This window comes from Bradyrhizobium algeriense (genome assembly GCF_003062295.1).
Classification (GTDB): Bacteria; Pseudomonadota; Alphaproteobacteria; order Rhizobiales; family Xanthobacteraceae; genus Bradyrhizobium; species Bradyrhizobium algeriense.
The window spans coordinates 38,557-56,118 of sequence record NZ_PYCN01000019.1; the positions used below are offsets into that span (position 1 = coordinate 38,557).

19 protein-coding genes are annotated in these 17,562 nt (G+C 63.2%); 9 read left to right on the forward strand and 10 right to left on the reverse strand.

Annotated features, from left to right (window positions below; genetic code table 11):
* Positions 1 to 7: 7 nt before the first annotated feature.
* The 3 genes from C7G61_RS28650 to C7G61_RS28660 all read left to right on the forward strand — a co-directional run bounded on the left by C7G61_RS28650 (position 8) and on the right by C7G61_RS28660 (position 3,983).
* The gene (locus C7G61_RS28650; RefSeq protein WP_108520045.1) at positions 8 to 700 is read left to right on the forward strand and encodes a cytochrome c3 family protein; all 693 of its coding nucleotides are present in this window, start codon (positions 8 to 10) and stop codon (positions 698 to 700) included.
* Between the two features lie 378 nt (positions 701 to 1,078).
* Entirely contained in the window at positions 1,079 to 1,546 is a 468-nt protein-coding gene (locus tag C7G61_RS28655) for a hypothetical protein (protein WP_190242011.1), read from the forward strand.
* A 202-nt stretch (positions 1,547 to 1,748) separates the two neighbouring features.
* Entirely contained in the window at positions 1,749 to 3,983 is a 2,235-nt protein-coding gene (locus C7G61_RS28660; RefSeq protein WP_108520046.1) for a PAS domain-containing hybrid sensor histidine kinase/response regulator, read from the forward strand.
* Between the two features lie 154 nt (positions 3,984 to 4,137).
* Here the strand turns inward: C7G61_RS28660 and coaA are convergent, their stop codons facing one another.
* The 7 genes from coaA to hisB form a co-directional block, all read right to left on the reverse strand.
* Positions 4,138 to 5,094 carry a type I pantothenate kinase gene (gene coaA, locus C7G61_RS28665; RefSeq protein WP_108520047.1) on the reverse strand — a complete coding sequence of 319 codons (957 nt, stop codon included), beginning with the start codon at positions 5,092 to 5,094 and terminating at the stop codon, positions 4,138 to 4,140.
* 15 nt (positions 5,095 to 5,109) lie between these two features.
* A complete protein-coding gene (locus tag C7G61_RS28670; RefSeq protein ID WP_108520049.1) occupies positions 5,110 to 5,433 on the reverse strand; it encodes a phosphoribosyl-ATP diphosphatase in 324 nt (107 codons plus the stop codon).
* An 83-nt stretch (positions 5,434 to 5,516) separates the two neighbouring features.
* Entirely contained in the window at positions 5,517 to 6,293 is a 777-nt protein-coding gene (gene hisF, locus C7G61_RS28675; RefSeq protein WP_108520051.1) for an imidazole glycerol phosphate synthase subunit HisF, read from the reverse strand.
* A 98-nt stretch (positions 6,294 to 6,391) separates the two neighbouring features.
* Entirely contained in the window at positions 6,392 to 7,141 is a 750-nt protein-coding gene (gene hisA, locus C7G61_RS28680) for a 1-(5-phosphoribosyl)-5-[(5-phosphoribosylamino)methylideneamino]imidazole-4-carboxamide isomerase (RefSeq protein ID WP_190242012.1), read from the reverse strand.
* Positions 7,129 to 7,779 (reverse strand): imidazole glycerol phosphate synthase subunit HisH, encoded by a 651-nt coding sequence (hisH, locus tag C7G61_RS28685; RefSeq protein ID WP_108520053.1) that lies wholly within the window; start codon positions 7,777 to 7,779, stop codon positions 7,129 to 7,131. The genes hisA and hisH overlap by 13 nt, the downstream gene beginning before the upstream one ends.
* The gene (locus C7G61_RS28690) at positions 7,776 to 8,309 is read right to left on the reverse strand and encodes a DUF2628 domain-containing protein (protein WP_108520055.1); all 534 of its coding nucleotides are present in this window, start codon (positions 8,307 to 8,309) and stop codon (positions 7,776 to 7,778) included. The genes hisH and C7G61_RS28690 overlap by 4 nt, the downstream gene beginning before the upstream one ends.
* A 39-nt stretch (positions 8,310 to 8,348) precedes the next feature.
* Positions 8,349 to 8,942, reverse strand: coding sequence for an imidazoleglycerol-phosphate dehydratase HisB (gene hisB / locus C7G61_RS28695; protein WP_108520057.1), 594 nt, complete (start codon positions 8,940 to 8,942; stop codon positions 8,349 to 8,351).
* Positions 8,943 to 9,128: 186 nt separating this feature from the next.
* On the opposite strand from hisB, the gene hslV reads away from it, so the two are divergent.
* The 6 genes from hslV (at position 9,129) to C7G61_RS28725 (ending at position 14,526) form a co-directional block, all read left to right on the forward strand.
* On the forward strand, positions 9,129 to 9,680 hold the full coding sequence (gene hslV, locus C7G61_RS28700) for an ATP-dependent protease subunit HslV (protein WP_108520059.1): 552 nt from the start codon (positions 9,129 to 9,131) through the stop codon (positions 9,678 to 9,680).
* A gap of 15 nt (positions 9,681 to 9,695) precedes the next feature.
* Positions 9,696 to 10,181, forward strand: a complete 486-nt coding sequence (locus tag C7G61_RS28705) for a GNAT family N-acetyltransferase (RefSeq protein WP_108520061.1) — start codon at positions 9,696 to 9,698, stop codon at positions 10,179 to 10,181.
* The gene (locus C7G61_RS28710) at positions 10,178 to 10,789 is read left to right on the forward strand and encodes a DUF2585 domain-containing protein (protein WP_108520063.1); all 612 of its coding nucleotides are present in this window, start codon (positions 10,178 to 10,180) and stop codon (positions 10,787 to 10,789) included. Before C7G61_RS28705 ends, C7G61_RS28710 begins: the two co-directional genes overlap by 4 nt.
* 67 nt (positions 10,790 to 10,856) lie before the next feature.
* The gene (locus C7G61_RS28715; RefSeq protein WP_108520065.1) at positions 10,857 to 11,933 is read left to right on the forward strand and encodes a hypothetical protein; all 1,077 of its coding nucleotides are present in this window, start codon (positions 10,857 to 10,859) and stop codon (positions 11,931 to 11,933) included.
* Positions 11,934 to 11,943: 10 nt separating this feature from the next.
* Positions 11,944 to 13,245 (forward strand): ATP-dependent protease ATPase subunit HslU, encoded by a 1,302-nt coding sequence (hslU, locus tag C7G61_RS28720; protein ID WP_108520067.1) that lies wholly within the window; start codon positions 11,944 to 11,946, stop codon positions 13,243 to 13,245.
* A 159-nt stretch (positions 13,246 to 13,404) separates the two neighbouring features.
* On the forward strand, positions 13,405 to 14,526 hold the full coding sequence (locus C7G61_RS28725) for a hypothetical protein (RefSeq protein WP_108520247.1): 1,122 nt from the start codon (positions 13,405 to 13,407) through the stop codon (positions 14,524 to 14,526).
* A gap of 5 nt (positions 14,527 to 14,531) precedes the next feature.
* On the opposite strand, the gene C7G61_RS28730 is transcribed toward C7G61_RS28725, so the two are convergent.
* From C7G61_RS28730 to C7G61_RS28740, 3 genes are read right to left on the reverse strand one after another with little or no spacing between them, the layout of a single operon-like run.
* Positions 14,532 to 15,128: a Smr/MutS family protein gene (locus C7G61_RS28730; RefSeq protein ID WP_108520069.1), complete on the reverse strand. Its 597-nt coding sequence runs from the start codon at positions 15,126 to 15,128 to the stop codon at positions 14,532 to 14,534.
* On the reverse strand, positions 15,125 to 16,714 hold the full coding sequence (mltA, locus tag C7G61_RS28735; RefSeq protein ID WP_244608516.1) for a murein transglycosylase A: 1,590 nt from the start codon (positions 16,712 to 16,714) through the stop codon (positions 15,125 to 15,127). Before mltA ends, C7G61_RS28730 begins: the two co-directional genes overlap by 4 nt.
* Entirely contained in the window at positions 16,692 to 17,393 is a 702-nt protein-coding gene (locus tag C7G61_RS28740) for a Tim44/TimA family putative adaptor protein (protein WP_108520073.1), read from the reverse strand. Before C7G61_RS28740 ends, mltA begins: the two co-directional genes overlap by 23 nt.
* Between the last annotated feature and the right edge of the window lie 169 nt (positions 17,394 to 17,562).

A 17,562-nucleotide genomic window follows, 5' to 3' on the forward strand; every position in this document is an offset into this window, starting at 1 on the left:
ACCGTCGATGCAGCGGCTCAAGTCACTCCTGATCTGGTTCTGGCGCATAGCCAGCCACCCAAGCGCGCATTTGAGTCTCGGCTTTCTCGCACTCGGCGGCTTCGTCTGCGGCGTGCTGTTCTGGGGCGCCTTCAACACCGCACTTGAGATCACCAACACCGAAAAGTTCTGCACCTCGTGTCACGAAATGCGCGCCAACGTGTTCGAGGAATTGCAGCGCACCCCCCATTTCTCCAATCGCTCGGGAGTCCGCGCGACATGCCCCGACTGCCACGTTCCGCACAACTGGACTGACAAGATCGCCCGCAAGATGCAGGCATCAAAGGAAGTCTGGGGCAAGATTTTCGGCACGATCGATACAAGAGAGAAGTTCTTGGATCACCGGCTCGAACTCGCCAAGCACGAGTGGGCGAGACTAAAGGCAAATGATTCCCTGGAATGCCGCAACTGCCATTCCTCGGCGGCGATGGACTTCACCAAGCAGACGCGACGTGCGGCGGAAATCCATGCCAGATTTCTGGTCCCCGGCGAAAAGACCTGCATCGACTGCCACAAGGGCATCGCGCATGAACTGCCCGACATGACCGGCATCGAGCCGGGCTGGCGGACTCCGCCCGAACTGCGGGACCGCCAGAGTTTTCGCGCCAATCCGCGCGATGAGCTGGTGCGATATCTCGCAACGACCGGATCGGAGCGGTAACGCGCGGCAAGCATTGAGCGATTAGCTCCGTCATTGCCTGCGACAAGCGCGAAGCGTTTGCGCAAAGGAGCAAAGCGACGAAGCAATCCATCTATCCCCGCGTTGAGGCATGGATTGCTTCGCTCACGCTCGCAATGACGCGGATAGTTCGTAGCCCGGATGAGCGAAGCGACATCCGGGACCACTCCAACACCGCCCCGGACATTGATGGGTTTCGCTTCGCTCTACCCATCCTACGAAATCCGCTCACGCGACACTCGCACTGAGGGTGCCGAGCCAACAAAAACAACCAACGTCAACACCGCGGTAACTAGTTTCCTTTACCCTCTGCCAACCATAAGCCCCTGTCGCGGGCGTATGGTGAGCGGGTAGCGTGTCATGTTGCGTTTGAAGATACTGGCCTCGGTTGTTCCGCTGGCGATTGCCGCCCTGTTCGCGCGCGGCGAGTTTTTGGCAGGACCCAGGGCCTGCATCGAGATAGCGGGTACGTCCGTCCAGATCGCCGCTCTCTCCTGGCAGGCGCACCACAACGTCGCCTTCACCGACGACCCCTCCCATGCGACGGTGCGGGTCCAGATCTCCGACGACGCGGAAGCGGCCGACTTCACCGTGATCGACGACATCGATACGGCCGAAGCCGGCGCCTGCGAGAGCAACGCCCCGCCGCGGCTGGTCGCGATCTCCCGCAATCCCTCGCCCTCCGATCCCGTCATCTATCTTTCGCGGGATGGCCCGGCCGACTACCGGATCTTCGTGTCCTCGAAGAGCCTTTCGCTGCTCGATGCCGCAGCCCTGATCGTCGGCGCCCGCGGCGAGCGCCGCCGCGTCGAAGCGGCGTTACTTTAAGGTTTGAGCATGGTCTTTTCGGAAAACCGGTTTCCACTTTTCCGGACTATGCTCGGTTAAGGTTTCATTTACCCTGTTCTCATCGCGGCCGTTGCGCGCTGGGAGCCTCAAGCACTTTGCAACGTCGGCAACGCATCGTGTGCCCAGAGGGGCGGCGAAGCAGGCCGGTTCAGTTCAGGCAGCAATCTCAGGGTCATTGGCGATGGGACGGACTTTCCGGATCAAACTTCGCTTTCGCCGTTTCGGTCGCCGGCATCCCTGGCTGACCCTCACGCTGCGCTCCTTCATGATCTTCTCGATCGTGTTCGGCGCCGCCTATGGATTCATTACCGGAAGCAAGGCGGAGAATTCCGGCTATGACCCGCACGCCTTTGCGATCGGCGTCGCTTTCCTGTTTGCGATCGCCTGCGTCGCGCTCGCCACTTTCAGCGTCCGGCTCCGCCTGATGCGCAAGAAAATGCGCAAGGTCGCCCTGCACAATGAAGCGCTGGCCGACCGGAACTGGGAATTGCAGGAAGCCGAGCAGCGCGCCCGCCGCTTGTTCGAATCGCAGGGCGATCTGATCGTGCTGCGCGACGCCGAGGGCTGCATCACCTATGCCAACGATGCCTATTGCGAACTCGCACAAATGCCGCGCGACGCGCTGATCGGCACGCGCTTCACGCTTGAAGTCCTCGAACAGGGCGACGCCGCGCTCGAACCGAACGGCACCCGCGTTCACGACCAGCAGGTCACGGGTCCGCTCGGCCCGCGCTGGATCGCATGGCGCGAAGGCCTCGTCCGCAACGACGCCGGGGGGCCGGCGGAAATGCAAAGCGTCGGCCGCGACGTCACCGATCGCACCGAAAGCGAGCGGGCGCTGGCCGAGGCCCGCGACCAGGCCGATGCGGCAAGCCGCGCCAAGTCGCGCTTCCTCGCGATGGCGAGCCATGAGATCCGCACGCCGCTCAACGGCATCATCGGCATGAGCGGGCTGTTGATGGACACGCCGCTGACGCCGGAACAGGCGACCTATGTCAAGGCGGTGAAGACTTCCGGCGACGCGCTGCTCTCGCTGATCGAGGAGCTGCTGGATTACTCCAAGATCGAGGCCGGCAAGATCGATCTCGAACATCGTCCGTTCGCGCTGTCGGGGATGATCGAGGACATCACCGAATTGCTGGCGCCGCGCGCGGAGGCCAAGAAAATCGAGATCGCCGCCTATGTCGACGAGCGGCTGCCGATGCACGTGATCGGCGACGCGGCGCGGTTGCGGCAGGTGCTGCTCAATCTCGCCGGCAACGCCATCAAGTTCACCTCGACCGGCGGCGTCGCCCTGATCGTCGAGCCCGGCATCTGGCCCAATGAAATCAGTTTTCTGGTGCGCGACACCGGCATCGGCATCGCGCCCGAGGCGCGCGAGCGGATCTTCCGCGAGTTCGAACAGGCCGACGACAAGATCGCCCGCAGCTATGGCGGCACCGGGCTTGGCCTGAGCATCTCCGACCGCATCGTCAAGCGCATGGGCGGCCGCATCACGCTGGAGAGCCAGCCGGGCGCCGGCGCGACATTCGAAGTGTCTATCCCGCTCGCCGCCGCCGACGGCGAACAAATCTCCTTCGCGGCGCCCGATCTCTCCGGCCAGTCGATCATGCTGGTCTCGCCACAGAGCATCGAGGCCTCGCTGACCGCGCGGCGGCTGCAGCGCTGGGGCGGACAGACCTGCATGCTTTCCGACGCCGATGTCGCCGAGGCCCTGCTGCCCGAGCGGCCCTGGCACGCCGTGCTGATCGATCACGCGTTGGGGCTGGCCGATATCGAACGGCTCGGCGAAGCTGCGCGCCTGCATGCCACGCAGCGTATCGTGATGTTCACGCCGGCGACGCGGCAGGAATTGCAGCCATCCGCCACCTCCGCCCTCACCGGCTATCTGGTCAAGCCGTTGCGCGCGGCTTCGCTCGCGGCGCGCCTGACCACCGCGCCGGAGGTGGCCGCGCCGAGCCTGGAGCCGGCCATCGACACGATCGAGACATCAGCCGCGCCGTCAGCCAAGGGCCTGTCGATCCTGGTTGCCGAAGACAATCAGATCAATGCGCTGTTGATCCGCTCGCTGCTCGGCCGGCTCGGCCATCACGCCGTGATCACCACCAACGGCGCCGAGGCGCTGGAATCCTGGCTGTCGGCGAAAGCCGCAGGCAGCCCCTACGATCTGGTCCTGATGGACATCCAGATGCCGCAGCTCAACGGCATCGAAACCACCAAGCGGATTCGCACCCTCGAGGCGGGCGAGCCGGGAGGCCGGACGCCGATCCTCGCACTCACCGCCAACACGCTGGTGGAAGACCGCTACGCCTGCTTCGAAGCCGGCATGGACGGATTTTTGATCAAGCCGCTCGACCGCGAGAAACTCGCCGAGGCGCTCTCCGGCCTCATCGCGTCACGACACATCGCGGCGTGAGGTGGCCTTGTGCCGAAGCGGTAGCTGCGGTCGTCCCTGCGAACGCAGGGACCCATAACCACAGGATTTAGCGATAAGTAGAAGGTCGTTAGCCACCCTGCCCCGAAGAGAAGCCGCGGCGTATGGGTCCCTGCGTTCGCAGGGACGACCGGAGCTACAGCCGCCGTAGCGCCACCGTCTCGACCAGATGATCGGCGCGCTTTTTCAGGATCAGCGTCGCGCGCGGCCGGGTCGGCAGAATATTGTCCTCGAGATTGGCGAGGTTGGTGCGTTCCCAGATCGCGATCGCGGTCGCCGTGGCCTCCTCGTCCGAGAGCACTGCGTAGCGATGGAAGTACGATTTGGGATCGTGGAACGCGGTATCCCTGAGCGCGAGAAAGCGCCGCACATACCATTCGCGCAGCACCGGCTCCTCGGCATCGATATAGACCGAGAAGTCGAAGAAGTCGGACACCACCGGCACCGCCTTGCCGTCGCGCGGCAGGCGGCCGGTCTGCAGCACGTTGACGCCCTCGACGATCAGGATGTCGGGGCGGTCGACCTCGATCCACTGGTTCGGCACGATGTCGTAGACCAGATGCGAATAGACCGGCGCGCGCACTGGCCGGCGGCCGGCCTTGATGTCGGAGAGGAACGACAGCAGCATCGGCAGGTCGTAGCTCTCGGGAAAGCCTTTTTTCTGCATCAGCCCCTGCCGCTCGAGCACGGCATTGGGAAACAGAAAACCGTCTGTCGTCACCAGGTCGACCTTGGGCCGCGGCGACCAGCGCGCGAGCAGCGCCTGCAGCACGCGCGCGGTGGTCGACTTGCCGACCGCGACCGAGCCGGCGACGCCGATGATGTAGGGCACCTTGCGGTCGCGGATGTCGAGGAACTGGCGCTGCGCCTGATAGAGGCGGTGAGTGGCGTCGACATAGATCGACAACAGGCGCGACAGCGGCAGGTAGATGTCCTCCACCTCCTGCATGTCGAGGCGATCGTGCATCGAGCGCAGCCGCTCGAATTCGCCCGGCTCCAGCGTCATCGGCGTATCGTCGCGCAAGCGCGCCCACTGCTCGCGGGTGAAGATACGGTAGGGGTTGTATTGCTGGTCGGGGGTGCGGATATCCATGAACTGCCCTCTCGGTCAGTCGCGCTTGCGCGACGCCTTTTCCTCGAGCCCGGACATCGACGTCCGCTGCGCCAGCGCGGCCTCGACCTCTTCGAGCTTGACGCCGCGCGCCTTCAAAAGCACCAGCAGGTGAAACAGCAGATCGGCGCTTTCGGCGATCAAATGGTCCCGATCGTCCTCGACGGCCGCGATCACGGTCTCGACCGCCTCCTCGCCCAGTTTCTTGGCGCAGTGCTCCGCGCCCTTGTCGAGCAATTTGCGGGTGTAGGACGCCTCTCCTCCCGATGCGGCCCGTGCATCGATGGTGGCGGCCAGATCATGGATCGTGAAACGCGACATCAACCGAACTCAACACTTGCGCCCGGCCGAAGGCCGCGACGCCGTCCCGATCAGGGACTTAGCACTTTTGTGACGGGGAGTCGTCAGGGATCGAGCCGCATCGGCAGGCCGGCGCGCACCATGTGCTCCTTGGCTTGGCGTATGGTAAATTCGCCGAAGTGGAATATCGAGGCCGCCAGCACCGCGGTGGCGTGGCCCTGGCGGATGCCGTCGACCAGATGGTCGAGATTGCCGACGCCGCCGGAGGCGATGACCGGTACAGGGACACTGTCGGCGATGGCCTGCGTCAGCGGCAGGTCGAACCCCTGCCTTGTGCCGTCGCGGTCCATTGACGTCAGCAGGATTTCGCCGGCGCCGAGCGATACCACTTCCTGCGCGTATTCGATGGCGTCGATCCCGGTGGAGTTGCGCCCGCCATGGGTGAATATCTCCCAGCGCTCACCGCCGCCGGCACGCTTGACCCGCTTGGCGTCGATCGCGACCACGATGCACTGCTCGCCGAATTTTTCGGCCGCCTGCTTGACGAACTCCCGGTTGCTGACCGCGGCGGAATTGATCGAGACCTTGTCGGCCCCGTACCGCAGCAGCGTCTTGATGTCGTCGATGGTGCGGACCCCGCCGCCGACCGTCAGCGGCATGAAGCAGGCTTCCGCCGTGCGGCGGACGACATCCAGCATGGTGCCGCGGTTTTCGTGGGTAGCAGTGATATCGAGGAAGCACAATTCGTCGGCGCCGGCCGCATCATACGCAATCGCGGCTTCCACGGGATCGCCGGCGTCACGCAGATCGACGAAATTGACGCCTTTGACCACCCGACCGTCCTTCACGTCGAGACAGGGGATCACGCGGACCTTGAACATGGCGATACTCCCAAAGCGTTTTCAAGCGAAGCGGGTACCGGTTCGCGTGAAGAAAACGCATCAAAATAAAAAGTAGAGCCATGGTTCTGACCATGGCTCTACGCCGCGGCGCGTGCGTTGCGGATCAGCGTCAACGCCGCAGTCGGATCGAGCCGGCCGTCATAGAGCGCGCGGCCAGCAATCGCACCCGCAAGCTTTTTGGCACGTGGCTCAAGCAAGGCTTTCACGTCATCGATCGAAGCGAAACCGCCCGACGCGATGACGGGAATCGATATCCGCTCCGCAAGGGCAATCGTCGCATCGAGGTTTAGGCCCTTCAAAAGGCCGTCGCGTGCGATGTCGGTGAAGATGATGGCGGCGACGCCGGCATCCTCAAAACGCTGTGCGATTTCGAGCGCGGTCACCTGCGAGGTCTCGGCCCAGCCTTCCACCGCAACTTTGCCGTCACGCGCATCGAGGCCAACAGCAACGCGGCCGGGAAATTTTTTCGCCGCGCTCTTCACGAGCTCGGGATCGCGCACCGCGGCCGTGCCGATGATGACGCGGGCAATTCCCTTGTCCAGCCAGGCTTCCACGGTCTTGAGATCGCGAATGCCGCCGCCGAGCTGCACCGGCATGGTGACGGCCTTGAGCATCGCCTCGACCGCGAGCGCGTTCATCGGCTTGCCGGCAAAGGCGCCGTCGAGATCGACAACATGCAGATATTCGAACCCCTGCTCGGCAAAGGACCGCGCCTGCGCCGCGGGATCGAGGTTGAACACGGTCGCGCGCGCCATGTCGCCCTGCTCGAGGCGCACGCACTGGCCGTTTTTCAGATCGACGGCGGGAAAGAGAATCACGGCTTCCACTTCAGGAAATTCGAGATCAGGGCCAAGCCGAAGCGTTGGCTCTTCTCAGGGTGAAACTGCGTGCCGATCGCGGTGTCCTTGCCGACGATCGCCGTCACCGGCCCGCCGTAATCGGCGCGCGCCAGCACATCGGCCTCGTTGGAGGCATTGAGATGATAGGAGTGCACGAAATAAGCGTGGCGTCCCTTCGGTCCGAGCGGCAGCCGCTCCAGCACCGGGTGCTCACGGATCATATCGAGCGTGTTCCATCCCATGTGCGGGATCTTCAAATTTTCTTCGCGCGGCGCAATCTTCTCGACGTCGCCCGCGATCCAGTTGAAGCCCTCGGTGACGACGTGCTCCTTGCCGCGCGTGGCCATCAGCTGCATGCCGACGCAGATGCCGAAGAACGGCCGCGCCTTGACGCGCACAGCCTCGGTCATCGCTTCCAGCATGCCGTCCACGGCGTCGAGGCCCCGGCGGCAATCGGCGAAGGCGCCGACGCCGGGCAGCACGATGCGGTCGGCGCGATAAACGGCCTCGGGATCGCGCGTCACCATGACCTTCTGCGGCTCTTCCATGCTCCGCGCGGCCCGCTCGAAGGCTTTTGCCGCCGAGTGGAGATTACCCGAGCCGTAGTCGATGATCGCAACGCTCATCGCGGCCCTCCCGGCTCTGGAAACAGGCCGATGATCCCGCCTTGCGGCAATGGCGGCGGCGGTTTGGAGAACGGCTGGCCCGGAATGTTGCGGGTCGGCGGCGGTGCGCCGCGATCGACCGCCCATTGGTCATTGCTCAGGCCACGCTGCCGGGCCGTCCAGCGCTCGAAGAATCGGCGTTCGGCCGTCTCCTCGTCGGCGGCGACCACGATATCGAGCTGGCGCCATTTGCGCCGCGACAGGGTCCAGCGCCGCAGGCTGGGCGCTTCGAATCCCATCAGGATCGCAATCAGGACGACAACCATGAAGATCGTGCCACGGCTGGCGCCCAGCGCCGACATCCCGAACTGGACGGCGATCATCAGAACGATCCAGCCGATCAGCGCCAGCCATAGCCGGTGCCACAACAGCCAGATCACGCTCGCAACCGCGGCCCAGAAATGGAAGCCGTCGCGGACAAAGACGAATTTGTCGGTCGCCGCGAGATCGGCGCCGTTGGCTACGGGAGCATGCACTGTGTAGACCGGCATCGAACCTCTCCGCCGCGAACGAAAAACGCGAACAAGAAATCAGCCGCCGAGCTGACCCTTGGTGGAAGGCACTTCGCCGGCCGCGCTCGGATCGATCGCGACCGCGGCACGAAGCGCCCTCGCCAGACCCTTGAAGCAGGATTCGGCGATATGATGGCTGTTCTCGCCATATAAGGTCTCGACGTGCAAAGTCACGCCGGCGTTGATGGTGAAGGCGTTGAACCATTCGCGCACCAGCTCGGTATCGAATTGACCGACCTTGTCGCGCGGAAAATCGACCTTGAACACCAGCACCGGCCGGCCCGAAATGTCGATCACGACGCGCGACAGCGTCTCGTCCATCGGCATGTGGATCGAGGCGTAGCGGGTGATGCCGGCCATGGTGCCGAGCGCCTGTTTCACGGCCTGGCCCAGCGCGATGCCGACGTCCTCGGTGGTGTGGTGGTGGTCGACATGGAGGTCGCCATCGGCCTTCACGGTGATATCGATGCGGGAATGCCGGGCCAGCAGGTCGAGCATATGGTCGAAAAAGCCGATACCGGTCGATACCTTGGACACGCCCGTGCCATCGAGGTTTACCGCGACCTCGATGTCGGTTTCCTTGGTCTTGCGCTTGATGGACGCTGTGCGCATGAAAACTGCTTCCCTTTGGCCGCCCTGGGGGCCGAAAACGCGGCCCTTTTAACAGGCGGATGTCGCCTTCGCTACTGCGGGATGACGCTTTTGGAGGCTGAACTTCGGCCTATGGTGACCGGAATCCCGGCCGCGATTGTAACCCTCCCCGCCAGCCCCTAAATCTGATGGGAACGAGGGCAATTCATGCAAGCATCTGAAAACAGCCTGCCGATCTGGCACGGCACGACGATTTTGACGGTCCGCAAGGGCGGCAAGGTGGTGATCGGCGGCGATGGCCAGGTCTCGATCGGCCAGACCGTCATCAAGGCCAACGCCAAAAAGGTCCGCAAACTGGGCAAGGGCGACGTGATCGGTGGCTTTGCCGGGGCGACCGCCGACGCTTTCACCCTGTTCGAGCGGCTGGAAAGCAAGCTTGAGCAGTATCCCGGGCAATTGACCCGCGCGGCGGTCGAGCTTGCCAAGGACTGGCGGACCGACCGCTATCTGCGCCGGCTGGAGGCGATGATGATCGTCGCCGACAAGGACGTCTCGCTGGTCCTGACCGGCACCGGCGACGTGCTGGAGCCGGAAGCGGGCGTGATGGCGATCGGCTCGGGCGGCAATTATGCGCTCGCCGCGGCGCGTGCGCTGGTCGATACCGACAAGGACGCCGAGAGCATCGTGCGCCGCGCGCTCGATATCGCCGCCGACATCTGCGTCTACACCAACCGCAACGTCACGATCGAAACGCTCTGAGGGGAGCCGCCGGTCATGGCGTCGGACTATGTCTTCCGCCCGATGACATCTGACGATCTGCAGGTAATCCGGCAGTGGCTGGCGCAGCCGCATGTCCGGGAATGGTGGGGCGATCCGTCCGAGCAATATGATCTGGTCAGCGGCGATCTCGATGAACCCGCGATGGATCAATTCATCGTCTCGGCAGGGAGCAACGATTTCGCCTATCTGCAATGCTACGACCTGACCGCCTGGAATTCAGGCTTTGGTGAACATCCGCCCGGCACCCGCGGCATCGACCTGTTCATCGGCGAGTCCGACATGATCGCGCGCGGCCATGGTTCGGCGTTCATTCGCGCCTTCGTCGACGAGCGCCTGCGGAATGGTGCGCCGCGCATTGTCACCGATCCCGATCCAGCCAACACCCGGGCCGTTCGTGCCTACGAGAAAGCGGGCTTTGAAAAAGCTGGTATGGTCGATACACCTGATGGCCCCGCTTTATTGATGGTCCGCAACGCATGACCTCTACCAGCAGCATCGAAAAAGCCCCGGTCATCCGCGCGCTTTCGGCCTGGCATTGGACATTGATCGCAGCCGGCATCCTCGCAGTTCAAGCCGCGATCCTGTATGCGATGGGCCGTCTGCCGATCTGCGCCTGCGGCTACGTCAAACTCTGGCACGGCGTGGTGCAAAGTTCGGAAAACTCGCAGCACATTACCGACTGGTACACGCTGTCCCACATCCTGCATGGCATCCTGTTCTACGGCGCGGCCTTCCTCGCCTTCCCGCGCCTCGCCTGGCAGGGCCGCCTGATCCTTGCCATGCTGCTGGAAGGCGGCTGGGAACTGGTCGAGAATTCCGACTGGATCATCAACCGCTACCGCGCCGGCACGATCTCGCTGGATTATTTTGGCGATACCATTGTCAATTCGATCTCCGATTCACTTGCGATGATCGGCGGCTTCCTTTTGGCAAAAAGGCTTCCGGTCGCCATCACGGTGGCGGTGGCGCTGTTGTTCGAACTCGTAATGACGCTCCACATTCGCGACAATCTGACGCTCAACATCATCATGCTGATTCACCCCTTCGAGGCGATCAAGGTTTGGCAAGGCGGACCGCCGATTATCTAGAGACGATTGTGTCGGCTGCTTGCGACAGGCCTGATCCGGCTTACTTAACTCCAGAGGTCCAGTATCGATGATTGCAAGCGAGATTTTGGCGAAAGGCGTTGAGCGCGGCATTATCACGCCCGAACAGGCCGAACGCCTGCGCGCGCTGGAAAATGCCGGCGAGCCGCCGGAATTGCCCGCCTCGCCCGACGACGAACAGCTTCGCTTCATCAGCGGCTTCAGCGACATCTTTGTCACCATTGGCCTTGCCATGTTCGTCGGGGCGGTCGGCTATTTTGCCCTGTCATCCAGCGGGCCGGTTGGTATGTGGATAGCAGTCGCCGTTACAGCCTGGCTACTCGCCGAATTCTTCACACGGCTGCGGCGCATGGCGTTACCAAGCATCGTTCTCCTGATCGTATTTGCCTGGGCCGCTTTCGCCGCCAGCGCCGTCTTTCTCGGGGCGGGCGCCCGGCCATACAGCTTTCCGCTATCTGCATGGGGGCTTTCCGGACCTGGTGGGATCGAGCCAGCGACGTTGGCGAGCGCCGCATTTATGACCGTGCTGCTGACGGCACTGCACTACTGGCGCTTTCGGGTGCCCATAACTATCGCGGCGGGGTGCGGCGCGTTGCTGCTCACGGTCATGGGACTGGCTTATGGGCTTTTTCCGCAGCTACCGCACGGCGCGTACAGCGCCCTGGCTTTCATTTGCGGCCTCGCTATTTTTGGCTTGGCCATGGGGTTTGACATGACGGATCCGAAACGGCTGACGCGCCGGACCGATATTGCCTTCTGGCTACATCTGCTTGCTGCGCCGCTCATCGTACACTCATTAATTGGTGGCGTGTTCGACGTGGGCGTAAAACTCGAACCCAAACCTGCTGTTGCCGTAGTGGCTGTGTTTCTGGCACTTAGCCTTGTCGCGGTCCTGATCGACCGCCGCGCTCTGCTGGTATCCGGCCTCGCCTATGCAGGAGGTGCCTTCTGGGCTCTGATCCGCCAGGCGGGCCTTTCCGACATAACGACCCCGCTCACAATCCTGACCCTCGGCGCTTTCGTGCTGTTGCTCAGCGCCGGATGGAAGCCACTTCGGGCCGGGATATTGAAATTGGCACCATCGACGCTCACGCGTCGCCTCCCGCAACCAACCCTATCCGTGTAAGAATGTACGTATGACCGACTTTTCTCCCCGTGAAATCGTCTCCGAACTCGACCGCTTCATTGTCGGCCAGGCCGACGCCAAGCGCGCGGTATCGATCGCGCTGCGTAACCGCTGGCGGCGGCTGCAGCTCACCGGCAGCTTGCGCGAAGAGGTGCTGCCGAAAAACATCCTGATGATCGGGCCGACCGGCGTCGGCAAGACCGAGATCGCGCGGCGGCTGGCGAAGCTGGCCAACGCGCCCTTCATCAAGGTCGAGGCCACCAAGTTCACCGAGGTCGGCTATGTCGGCCGCGACGTCGAGCAGATCATCCGCGACCTCGTCGAGGTCGCGATCGTGCAGGTCCGCGAGCGCAAGCGCAAGGACGTACAGGCCCGCGCGCAGCAGGCCGCCGAAGAACGCGTGCTGGATGCGCTGGTCGGACCGGCGTCGAGCCCCGCGACACGCGATTCCTTCCGCAAGAAGCTGCGCGCCGGCGAGCTCAACGACAAGGAAATCGAGATCGAGACGCAATCCTCCGGCGGCATGCCGATGTTCGAAATCCCGGGCATGCCCGGCGCGCAGATGGGCGCGATTTCGATCGGCGACATCTTCGGGAAGATGGGCGGACGAACCAAGACCCGTCGCCTGACGGTCGAAAGCTCGCACGAGATTCTCGTCAACGAGGAATCGGACAAGCTGCTGGACAGCGATCAGCTGGTGCTGGAAGCCATCAACGCGGTCGAAAACAACGGCATCGTGTTTCTCGACGAGATCGACAAGATCTGCGTGCGCGACGGCCGTACTGGCGGCGACGTTTCGCGCGAGGGCGTGCAGCGCGACCTGCTGCCGCTGATCGAAGGCACCACGGTCTCGACCAAGCACGGCGCGGTCAAGACCGACCACATCCTGTTCATCGCCTCCGGCGCGTTCCATATCTCAAAGCCCTCGGACCTGTTGCCGGAATTGCAGGGGCGGCTACCGATCCGCGTCGAGCTGGAAGCGCTGACACGCGACGACATGCGCCGCATCCTGACCGAGCCGGAGGCCTCGCTGATAAAGCAATATGTCGCGCTGATGCAGACTGAAGGCGTCACGCTCGACATCGCCGACGATGCCATCGACGCGCTGGCGGATATCGCGGTCGCCGTCAATTCGACGGTCGAGAACATCGGTGCGCGGCGGCTGCAGACGGTGATGGAGCGGGTGCTCGACGAGATTTCATTCGCCGCGCCGGACCGTCATGGCGAGACCATCAAGGTCGATGCCGATTACGTGCAGAAGCACGTCGGCGACCTCGCCAAGAACGCCGATTTGAGCCGGTTTATTTTGTAGCCGTTGTAGCCCGGATGGAGCGCAGCGCAATCCGGGCTACGCCCACAACCACAAATCTTCATTGTGCGCTCTCGCCGAGGCCGCTATCCCGTCTGTGACGCCGGCCTGTAGTTTATGGATCCCGGCTCGCGCTATCGCTTGGCCGGGACGACGATGAACCTGAATTTGCGGCTATGGGAAAACCCCTGGCGCTTGATGCTTGCCGTCAATGCCGCCGTGCTGATCGGGGTCTTCTGGCACAAGATCACGCTGCCGCCTTACGTCCCCTACATCCATCTGCTGGTCGATTATCATTTCGGCTTCACCAAGCGCGCCCTGATCGGCGCGATCGTCGCGCTGTTCACGGCCAAGGTGCCGGTGTGGCTGGTGTTTGCGCTCAGCGGCACGGTGTGGCTGGTGACGGCAGGGCTGTTCGTACAGTTATTCCGCCGAACGTTTGGTTTTGATCAAAAGCATTTGCCGCTGTTCATGTTCATGGCGGGCTCACCGTTTTTCCTGAAGAATTTTATGCACACGCTCGGGCACTTCGACATTTACGGATGCCTGTTGGCGATCTGCCTGCTGCTGATTCCGGCGCGTTCGCTGGCCTATGTGTTGCTCGCCGCGATGTTCTCGATCGTACTCGTGTTGATCCACCACATTCATCTCTTGATGTACGTGCCTACGATCACCGCCATCGTGGCGTTGCGTCATTACCTCGTGCAGGGCGTGAGCCGACGGAACGCCGCTGTTGGCATGGCATCGCTCGCGGCCATAGGCCTGCTCTTCATCACCGAGCAATTCTACGGCACGATGGCGGTACCGGAGGCGGAGTTCGTCGTCTATCTGCAGGGCCGGATGGCCGACCCATCGCAAACCAAGCTGCTGAGCTTTGGCTATATCTGGTACCAGCCACTCTCGAAGGAAGTTCTGGATACCTGGCAGCGGCTGCCGCACAACCTCCTCGGCATTCCCGTATTTGCGCTCCTGATCTGGCTGCACACGCCGCTCTGTCGATATTTCGTCGATCTGATCGCAGCGTTATCAATAGAAGCGCATCGCCGGATCGTCGCTGCCGCGATCGTCGTCGTCAGCCTCGGCTATCTCATCATGTTCGCGATGATCTTCGATTACTCGAGGTGGATTTCGAACTGGGCGGTGTGCCTGTTCCTGATCCTGCACGCGGTGAAGACGCTGCCTTCAAAAGAAGTGCCGCCGATATCGGGCGATGACCGGAAGACAATGGTGTTCGGCTGGATCGTGACCCTGATTCCACGAGTCGGAATCGTGCGGCCGTTCTGACAGATCTAAGTTCTCGATCTCCGCACCCTAACGTACAAGGCGCCCTCGCCGCCATGGCCGATATGGGCTTCCTCGAAGCCGACCACCAGAGAACGGAATTCCGGCAGGCCGAGCCATAGCGGCACCTGGCGGCGGAGCACGCCGCGCTCGGATTCGGCGCCGATCTTGCCCTTGCCGGTGATGATGAGCACGAAGGTCAGCCCGTCATGATGGGCGCGCTGCAGGAAGCCGAACAGCGCGCGATGCGCCCTCGTCTGCGTCATGCCATGCAGGTCGAGCCGGGCGTCGATCTCCTTCCGCCCGCGCGACAGATGCGACCGCTCGCGGCGGCCGATCGGCGCCAATGGCGGCGGTTCCGGCTTTGAAGGAGCAACGATTCGTGCCGGGGCGACGTGCCGCGGCGAAGCGGCGGGTTTCGGCGCGACTTTGCTATCGGCTTCGGTCGAGACGGCCGGCGGCTTCGAAGGGCGGTGCCGTTTGCGCAACGGCTTGACCTGCTTGGCGACGCTCTCCCACAGCGCGCGGTCCTCTTCGCTCAGGCCGGGCTTGCGTCGCGGCGGCTCCGGCAATTCGGGAATCAAACTCGACGGCCGGCGTTTCATCGACGATGGCGATATCGGCGCAAATGATACTGATGCGGCTTTACGGAGGCCGCTTCAACCTTCGGCCGCGGCTCGGGTAGCGGCACCGGCTTTGTCACGGCAGCCTGCGCGGCCGGGATTTGCGAAGGCGCCGCTGCCGGTGTCGGCGGTGCTGCCTGAGCCGCGGGCCTGGCGGTGGTCGCCGCGGTGACCTCGGGCGGCTTCGCAGCGTTCTTCTGGTCCTTCGGCGGATCGGTTTGCGGGAACAATTTAGCGATCGTCTCCGACGGCCGCTGGTCGGGTACCGGCATCTTGCGGCCGCGCGCCACCGGATCGAGGCTCTTCGGCACAAGGATGACGAAGCGCGCATTGTGGCGGAGACGGCCGGCAACCTTGCCGGCGTCGAGACCGGCGCCGAAATAGAGATCGGCGCGCGCCGGACCGACGATGGCCGAGCCGGTGTCCTGCGCAATCATCAGGCGGCGGAACGGTGTCTTCGATTGCTCCGTTTCGATCGGCAGCTCGCCTTCGATGAAGAACGGCGTGCCATAGACATGCAGCGATTTGTCGACCGCGATCGAGCGGCCCGGCGTCAACGGCACGCCCTGGGCGCCGACCGCCTCGTCCTTGTCGGAAAGCTGCACCTCGCGGAAGAAGACGTAGGACTTGTTCTGCCGCCGCAGCTCGTCGGCCTCATTGGGGTTCTGCTCCATCCACTCCCTGATCTTCTGCATCGACATCTGATCCTTGGGGATGATGTTGCGCTCGATCAGGATGCGGCCGACCGCCGTATAGGGATAGCCATTATGGGCATCGTAATTGATACGAACGGTCGAGCCGTCGTCGAGGCTGACCCGCGCCGAACCCTGGATCTGCGAGAACAGCAGGTCGGTCTGTTCCTTCAGCCAGCAGATTTCGAGGCCGCGGCCTTCAATCGCGCCGTCCTCGATCTCGGCCCGATCGTAATAGGGCACCAGCTTGCGGCGGCCGATCTTGCGGAATACCTGGCCCTTGTTCGGCAAGCCGGCCGAGCTCTGTGTGGTGCCGCGGACGAACAGATTGGACGGCCGGCGATAGACCGGCACCTTGTAGACCTCGTTCTCCGTCCGCGAGCCGTCGACGATGGGCTCGTAATAGCCGGTGACAAAACCCTCGCCTTCGCCAAGCCGCGAAATGCGCAAGGGGAGAAAATGATCCTCGAAGAAAGCTTTTGCCTTCAGTCCGTCGGACAGTTCCAGGCCTCTCGCGACGAGGCAGGGATCGCGCAGCGAAGTGCCGAGCGCCTTCGGATCGGCCGGCGGCGTTCGTTGCGCCGATATCGGCCTGCAACTCACCCGAAACGCCTTGTAGGCGGCGAGATGATCGTCCTCGCTCCAGCCCGCGATCCCGGACCATGCGACCGGGGCATACTGGCCGCCGCTGATCTGAAACGGCAATTCAAGTGGCGGATATGGCAGGTGACGGACGGACGGCGGATACGAAGGCTTTTGCGAACGCGCATGACGTGCCGCAAGGGCATCCACCGGAGCCAGCGAACACGCCAAAGCGATCACGCCAAACGCGAGCCTCGCAAGGCGTCGCGTCTCAGGCCGCGCTTCCAGTGCCAACCAGCTTCCAGTTCGGATCGCGAGAGCTCGTGTCGCGGGCGAATGTCCAGACATCGGTGATATCGGCGACCTTATCGGGATTGCCATCGACAATGGCGCCGGTCCTGTCGCGGGTGACCGAGATCATCTGCGACACGAAACGAACAGTCAGTTGCGCCGCGCGGTCGCGGGCTTCCGCACCCACCAGCTCGGCCTTGTCGATCGAAACAAACCGCGTTTCGGTTTTCTGCTCGTGCTTCTCGCGATCCTTGATCACGGCCTCGAAGCTCTCATAGACCTCGCTGGACAAGAGATCCTTCAGCGCGCGGCGGTCGCCATTGGCGAAGGCCAGCACGATCATCTCGTAGGCGCCGCGGGCGCCGGAGATGAAGTGCCTGGGATCGAACGAGGAGTCCTGGGCGACAATGGCGTCGAGGCCTGCGGCAAGCGGCGTGCCCGGCTCGGCAATGCCTTTCCAGCGATCGGCCGGCGCGACATCGGCGCTCGGCGCCAGCGGCGCCTGATCGATCACCGCACCCGGCATCGGGACGGCGTTATTGTCCTGCGTTCGCTGCACGACGTTGGGAGCGGCGCGATCATAAGGCGGCCGTTCGCTTCCGGTGCGCTGTCCGAGGACGCTGCGCAGGCGCAGGAAAATAAAGACCGCCAGCGCCAGGAAGATGATGGTGTAAATATCCACGTCGTATTCGCTTTCTGGTTCTAACGCCGGCAACGGGCCCGGCGGTCGAGCGTTCCCTGATGAGAAGCTCTCTTACGAGTTTTCCCTGAGAACGGCAGAGATTGCATCATCGATTGAGACTGCAGCATGTAGGCATGAAACTACGCCCGGCCAATGGCGCGTTTTGGCG

Excerpts from the sequence above, each read along its gene's own strand:
- C7G61_RS28670 (WP_108520049.1), bottom strand. The coding sequence starts at position 5,433 with ATGTCGCGTTTCACGATCCATGATCTGGCCGCCACCATCGATGCACGG.
- C7G61_RS28690 (WP_108520055.1), bottom strand. The coding sequence starts at position 8,309 with ATGCCGGTCTACACAGTGCATGCTCCCGTAGCCAACGGCGCCGATCTC.
- C7G61_RS28655 (WP_190242011.1), top strand. The coding sequence starts at position 1,079 with ATGTTGCGTTTGAAGATACTGGCCTCGGTTGTTCCGCTGGCGATTGCC.
- hslV (WP_108520059.1), top strand. The coding sequence starts at position 9,129 with ATGCAAGCATCTGAAAACAGCCTGCCGATCTGGCACGGCACGACGATT.
- hisF (WP_108520051.1), bottom strand. The coding sequence starts at position 6,293 with ATGTTCAAGGTCCGCGTGATCCCCTGTCTCGACGTGAAGGACGGTCGG.
- hslU (WP_108520067.1), top strand. The coding sequence starts at position 11,944 with ATGACCGACTTTTCTCCCCGTGAAATCGTCTCCGAACTCGACCGCTTC.
- C7G61_RS28705 (WP_108520061.1), top strand. The coding sequence starts at position 9,696 with ATGGCGTCGGACTATGTCTTCCGCCCGATGACATCTGACGATCTGCAG.
- C7G61_RS28660 (WP_108520046.1), top strand. The coding sequence starts at position 1,749 with ATGGGACGGACTTTCCGGATCAAACTTCGCTTTCGCCGTTTCGGTCGC.
- C7G61_RS28730 (WP_108520069.1), bottom strand. The coding sequence starts at position 15,128 with ATGAAACGCCGGCCGTCGAGTTTGATTCCCGAATTGCCGGAGCCGCCG.
- hisH (WP_108520053.1), bottom strand. The coding sequence starts at position 7,779 with ATGAGCGTTGCGATCATCGACTACGGCTCGGGTAATCTCCACTCGGCG.
- C7G61_RS28715 (WP_108520065.1), top strand. The coding sequence starts at position 10,857 with ATGATTGCAAGCGAGATTTTGGCGAAAGGCGTTGAGCGCGGCATTATC.
- coaA (WP_108520047.1), bottom strand. The coding sequence starts at position 5,094 with ATGGATATCCGCACCCCCGACCAGCAATACAACCCCTACCGTATCTTC.
- C7G61_RS28650 (WP_108520045.1), top strand. The coding sequence starts at position 8 with ATGCAGCGGCTCAAGTCACTCCTGATCTGGTTCTGGCGCATAGCCAGC.
- C7G61_RS28710 (WP_108520063.1), top strand. The coding sequence starts at position 10,178 with ATGACCTCTACCAGCAGCATCGAAAAAGCCCCGGTCATCCGCGCGCTT.
- hisB (WP_108520057.1), bottom strand. The coding sequence starts at position 8,942 with ATGCGCACAGCGTCCATCAAGCGCAAGACCAAGGAAACCGACATCGAG.